The 4,274-nt window shown below is 67.5% G+C and carries 3 protein-coding genes and 2 pseudogenes; all 5 read right to left on the reverse strand.

Annotated elements, in window-relative coordinates; genetic code table 11:
* Positions 1–397: 397 nt before the first annotated feature.
* Positions 398–610 (reverse strand): annotated as a pseudogene (locus V7E09_RS14625) (integrase core domain-containing protein); the annotation flags it as partial.
* A 47-nt stretch (positions 611–657) separates the two neighbouring features.
* Positions 658–945 carry a DUF6262 family protein gene (locus V7E09_RS14630; protein ID WP_324523622.1) on the reverse strand — a complete coding sequence of 96 codons (288 nt, stop codon included), beginning with the start codon at positions 943–945 and terminating at the stop codon, positions 658–660.
* Entirely contained in the window at positions 942–2,897 is a 1,956-nt protein-coding gene (locus tag V7E09_RS14635; protein WP_324523623.1) for a tyrosine-type recombinase/integrase, read from the reverse strand. The genes V7E09_RS14630 and V7E09_RS14635 overlap by 4 nt, the downstream gene beginning before the upstream one ends.
* Entirely contained in the window at positions 2,860–3,864 is a 1,005-nt protein-coding gene (locus tag V7E09_RS14640) for a tyrosine-type recombinase/integrase (RefSeq protein ID WP_324523624.1), read from the reverse strand. The genes V7E09_RS14635 and V7E09_RS14640 overlap by 38 nt, the downstream gene beginning before the upstream one ends.
* Before the next feature lie 184 nt (positions 3,865–4,048).
* Positions 4,049–4,274, reverse strand: a pseudogene (locus tag V7E09_RS14645) (DDE-type integrase/transposase/recombinase); the annotation flags it as partial.

Below are 4,274 nucleotides of genomic sequence, written 5' to 3' on the forward strand. Positions count from 1 at the left end.
AGTAGCGCCCTCAGCTTAAGAGGGCCCACCGTCCGAAATCTCTAGGCCGCCCAGGGGCCCTGCGGTCGGCTGCCGGTCCTGCTCGGTGTCGGTTCTTTCCCCTGCCGGTGTTTGCTCGTCGGCGTGGCTGGGGGACTGCCGAAGGCGTAGTCGGCGTTGTTGCCTCCCAGTTTCCGTCCGCCGTCCTTCGTCGCTTCTTGGGTCGTCCGGCGGTTCCTTGATCGTCGGTCGTCTGTTGCCGGCCAGCCTCGGTCAGCCGCCCGTGCGGCGTTGTCGGTGGGTCTGCTTGTCGGGTGCTGGTCGTGTTCGGTGCGGGTGGTTGAGGCCGCCCGGTCAGCTGCCCGTGTCTGTCTGGGCTGGCGCGGTGTTTTCGGACAGCGGAGTTGATTGGTTTCTCTTACGCTGCCAGTGCTGGCTGCTGGTAACTGTAGTGGACCTCGTTGGGCCTGCGGTAGCCGAGGGCGGAGTGCCGGCGGCGGCTGTTGTAGAACCCCTCGATGTAGGCGATGACGTCACGTCTGGCACGTTCTTTCGTCGCGTAGACGGTGCGGTGGACCCGCTCGTTCTTCAACGCGGAGAAGAACGATTCGGCCATCGCGTTATCCCAGCATTATCCGGCTAATCGGCGCTGGGTTTGGGTTTGACCGGGTAACGCGGTCAGTCGCGGGTGAGTCGGCGGAGTTGTGCGTCGTGCTGCCGGACGGTGTCGGCGAGGGTCTGGACGGCCTGGCGGAGCGTGGTGAGTTCGTCGGTAATCGCGGTGATGCCGCTGTCCGGAGCGGTCTGCCGGTGGTGCTCGATCACTGCGCGCAGTTCCGGGTTACGGTAGATCGTGGACCGGGAGATGCCCGCGTGCTCGGCGACCGCGGCGATCGTGATCGGTTGGCCGTCCCGGGCGAGCTCGGTGCAGGCTCGTTCGATCTGGTTCAGCGTGGGGTTGGTCATCCGGTCTGCGTCTCCGTGTCGGCGATGAGCGCGTCGAGGCGGGCGATGAGCTTGTGGTGGCGTTCGGCCTCGTCGATCCATCCTCGCTGTTCCGCGTCGCGAGCGAGGGCGTCGGCGTCAACGCGTTGCGCGGCGAGGATCGGGAACGAGGAGGGCTCGGATCGGTAGGACGGGCAGTGTTCGCAGATGTTCGCGTAGGAGCATGCGCCCTGGGCGGGGGCGCGGAGGCAGAACCCGCCGGCCATCCGGGACTTCAGCAGCGGGGTGTCTTTCCAGTCGCGGCCGCCGGTGATGACCGTGAGTGGCAGCTGGGTGCGCCCGGCCATGTCTCCCGCCGCTGCGATGGGTGTGTTCTGTTTCGCGAGGTCGAGGGCGCGTTCGTATTCGACGCGGACGGTCTGGTCGAACAGACGCCCGTAGCGAAGGCTCATCTCGGCGGACTGGTGCCCCAGGAGCGCCATGAGTGCTTGCAGGGAGACGCCGGCGTTGACCAGCGCGGTCGCGTAGGTGTGTCGTAGCTGGTGGGAGGTAACGTGCCCGAGACCTGCAACCTCGGTGGCGTGGTCGAGCTCGTGGCGGACGCACTGTTGCGAGAGCCGGCGGCCGAGGTAGGTGAACAGGAACTGCGCCGGGCGCCGGTAGCGGGGGTGCGGGAGCGGGCGGCCATGGGAGCGGATCTGGGTGACCCGGTCGATCACGTCCAGGGTCTCGGGGTCGAGGGGGACCATGCGTTCGGTGGCGAGCTTGCCGAGCGGGACTTTCAACCAGGCCCCGTTCCCGTCGAGCTCGTGGACGCAGTCCAGCTCGAGATCGAGCAGCTCTCCGATCCGCAGCCCGCAGGCGCGTTGCAACCGCAGCGCCAGAGCGGCCAACTCGTTCTCGGGATGCTCGGTCAACGCCGCGGTGAGCCGCCGGTCAGCATCGATCGGGAGGTAGCGGGGCAACACTTGCGGGAGCTTGGGGATGTCGTCACGGAACAGCACTTTCCGAGGTGGTGCGGCGTCCCATCCCCATTCGGTGATGTCGCGGAGGAACGTCGCGACCGCGACGACCCGCCGGTTGCGGTCGCCGATGCTGATCGGGGCGCCGTCCTTGTCGCTGACCGCGTCGACCAGCGACGCGAGGAACGGTTCGACGTGACGTCGCCGATCCAGATCCCTCACCGACGTCAACGCCGGGTCGGTTTCGGTGAGGAAGACACCGAAGTGCTTGAGCCGGGTCGCCATCGCCGACACCGTCTTGCGGTCGCAGGTTGCCCGTTTGCGTTCCAGATACCCGACAAGCTCTGCTCGCAACGAAGCAGTGACCTCGGCGAGTCGCTCTTCGTAAGGGATCGGACCGCCGATGCGGGGCGGGGAATCGAGGACACCCAGGTGGAACAGCACCATGTGCGCCATGCTGATCGCTGAGAAGTAGTGGCGATGTGAGATCCCCGTCGCGTGCTCGCGTTCCTGGCAGGCCACGGCGAACTCCTGCAGGTCGTCGACGGTGAGGTGTCGCATCGGCTTCCCGGTCTGGATCAGCAACCGGATCGGGGCCTGGGAGCCGGTCGCGAGTCTGGTCCGGGCGGTGAACCCGAGCTGTTCTGCCTCGTCGAGGAACCCGTCGATCTCGGCGCGCAGCGGGCTGGTCTGGATCTCCCGCCAGAGCGGGGACAGCTTCCGCGACAGCAGGTAGTCGTATCCCGGTCGGAGGCCGCCGTGGAGCATGAGGAACGTGATCACCGGTCGCGTCGCCGACCCTGCCGACAGCCGCTCCGCCAGCGGCGCTGCGGCCCAGTCCTGAGGGTCGGGCCAGGCTTCAAAGAACCGTCGCGCCGCCCATTCGTACGACTTGTTGCCGCGGCCGGTCGCGGTCAGGTGACGCAGATACGCATCCCGGAGGTCATCGCCTCGCAGGGATGTGATGGCGGCGTCACCGCTGCTGGGAGCGGATGCGTTCGCGTGCCGCATCGAACTCTGCCTTCACGTGAGCCGGGGCGAGGTGGACGTAGCGGGCGGTGGTATCGACATGCGCGTGTCCGAGAAGCGCCTGCATCACCGCAAGATCGACGCCGGCTTCGGCCAGCACAGTCCCGAACGTGTGCCGCAGCGCGTGCGGGTGCCCGCCGGTCACCCCAGTCAGGCCGCGGTGGTAGCGGAACACCGTCCGCAGCCCCGCCGCGGTCAACGGGCCACCCCGGTTCGGGCCCTTCGCAACCAGGAACAGCGTCTCGGAGTCCGACTCGGGCCGTTCAGCGAGGAGGTAGACATCGATCACCGACGCGACGTCCGGGTCGAGCGGGACACGCCGCTGCTTCGCACCCTTCCCGGTGACTGTGACCCAACGGCCGCCGATATCGACGTCCTTCACGTGGAGGCCGAGGACTTCCATCGACCTGAGTCCGCACCACAGCATCAGCCCCGCAATCGCCCGATCCCGCCACGTCCGCAGACTCCCCACCAGCGTCGCCGCATCCTGCGGCGACAACGCGACCGGCAGACGGCGCGGCTCCCGCAACCTCAACGCCGACCGCGAAACTGGGCGGCGGACTGTGTGAGCGAGCATGCCGGAGCTTTCCCCGCTGGTTCGCCAGCGCGCTTCTCTGCCGCGTGGGACCGGGTTGCGTCTGGCGGGGTCACGCAACCCCGCGTACGTGAACAGGCCCGAGATCGCCGCGAGCCGCCGGTTGATCGTCGTCGCCGCATAACGATCCAGCGGGCGGCCGTCCATCCCGACGACGTTCGGCCCCGGCCTTCCCGGCAGCGTCGCTTCACGGCATGCCCGCAGAAACCCCAGGAGGTTGTCGGTCGTGACCTCTTCGAGCGATCGGTCCTGGCCCGCGAGCCAGCGGCATAATGCGAGCAGGTCATACCCGTACGACCTCACAGTCGCGGGCGAATAGTTCCGATCCAGCAGATGCGCGAGGTACTCGTCCACCAACCCGAACCGCGCGGCGTGCTCGCCAGCGAGCACCCACTCGCGATCACGCTGCTCGAGCCACAGGACTTCCTTGTCCGTCATGCGACACATGTTGCACCCGTGCGTCAGACCTGCGCGGAACGCGCAGCGCGTCGGCGTGTCGCCACCAGGGATCGCGAGTCGAATAGCCGGTTAAGAGGGAGGCCCCCACGCGGCCCATTGAGCCACGTAGCCCGTGACGTTTCAGGGCCTTCAGGAAGCGTCTGGAGCGGAATTGAGAGCCGCGGTCCGAGTGCACGATCACTCCGGTGGGCCGGCCTCGGTGGGCCACTGCCATCTCGAGCGCGTTGACGGCGATGCGGGCCTTCATCCTGGTGTCGATCGAGTAGCCCACGATCCGGTTGGAGAACACGTCCTTGATCGCACAC

This window comes from Propioniciclava sp. (assembly GCF_036744435.1).
Taxonomy (GTDB): domain Bacteria; phylum Actinomycetota; class Actinomycetes; order Propionibacteriales; family Propionibacteriaceae; genus Propioniciclava.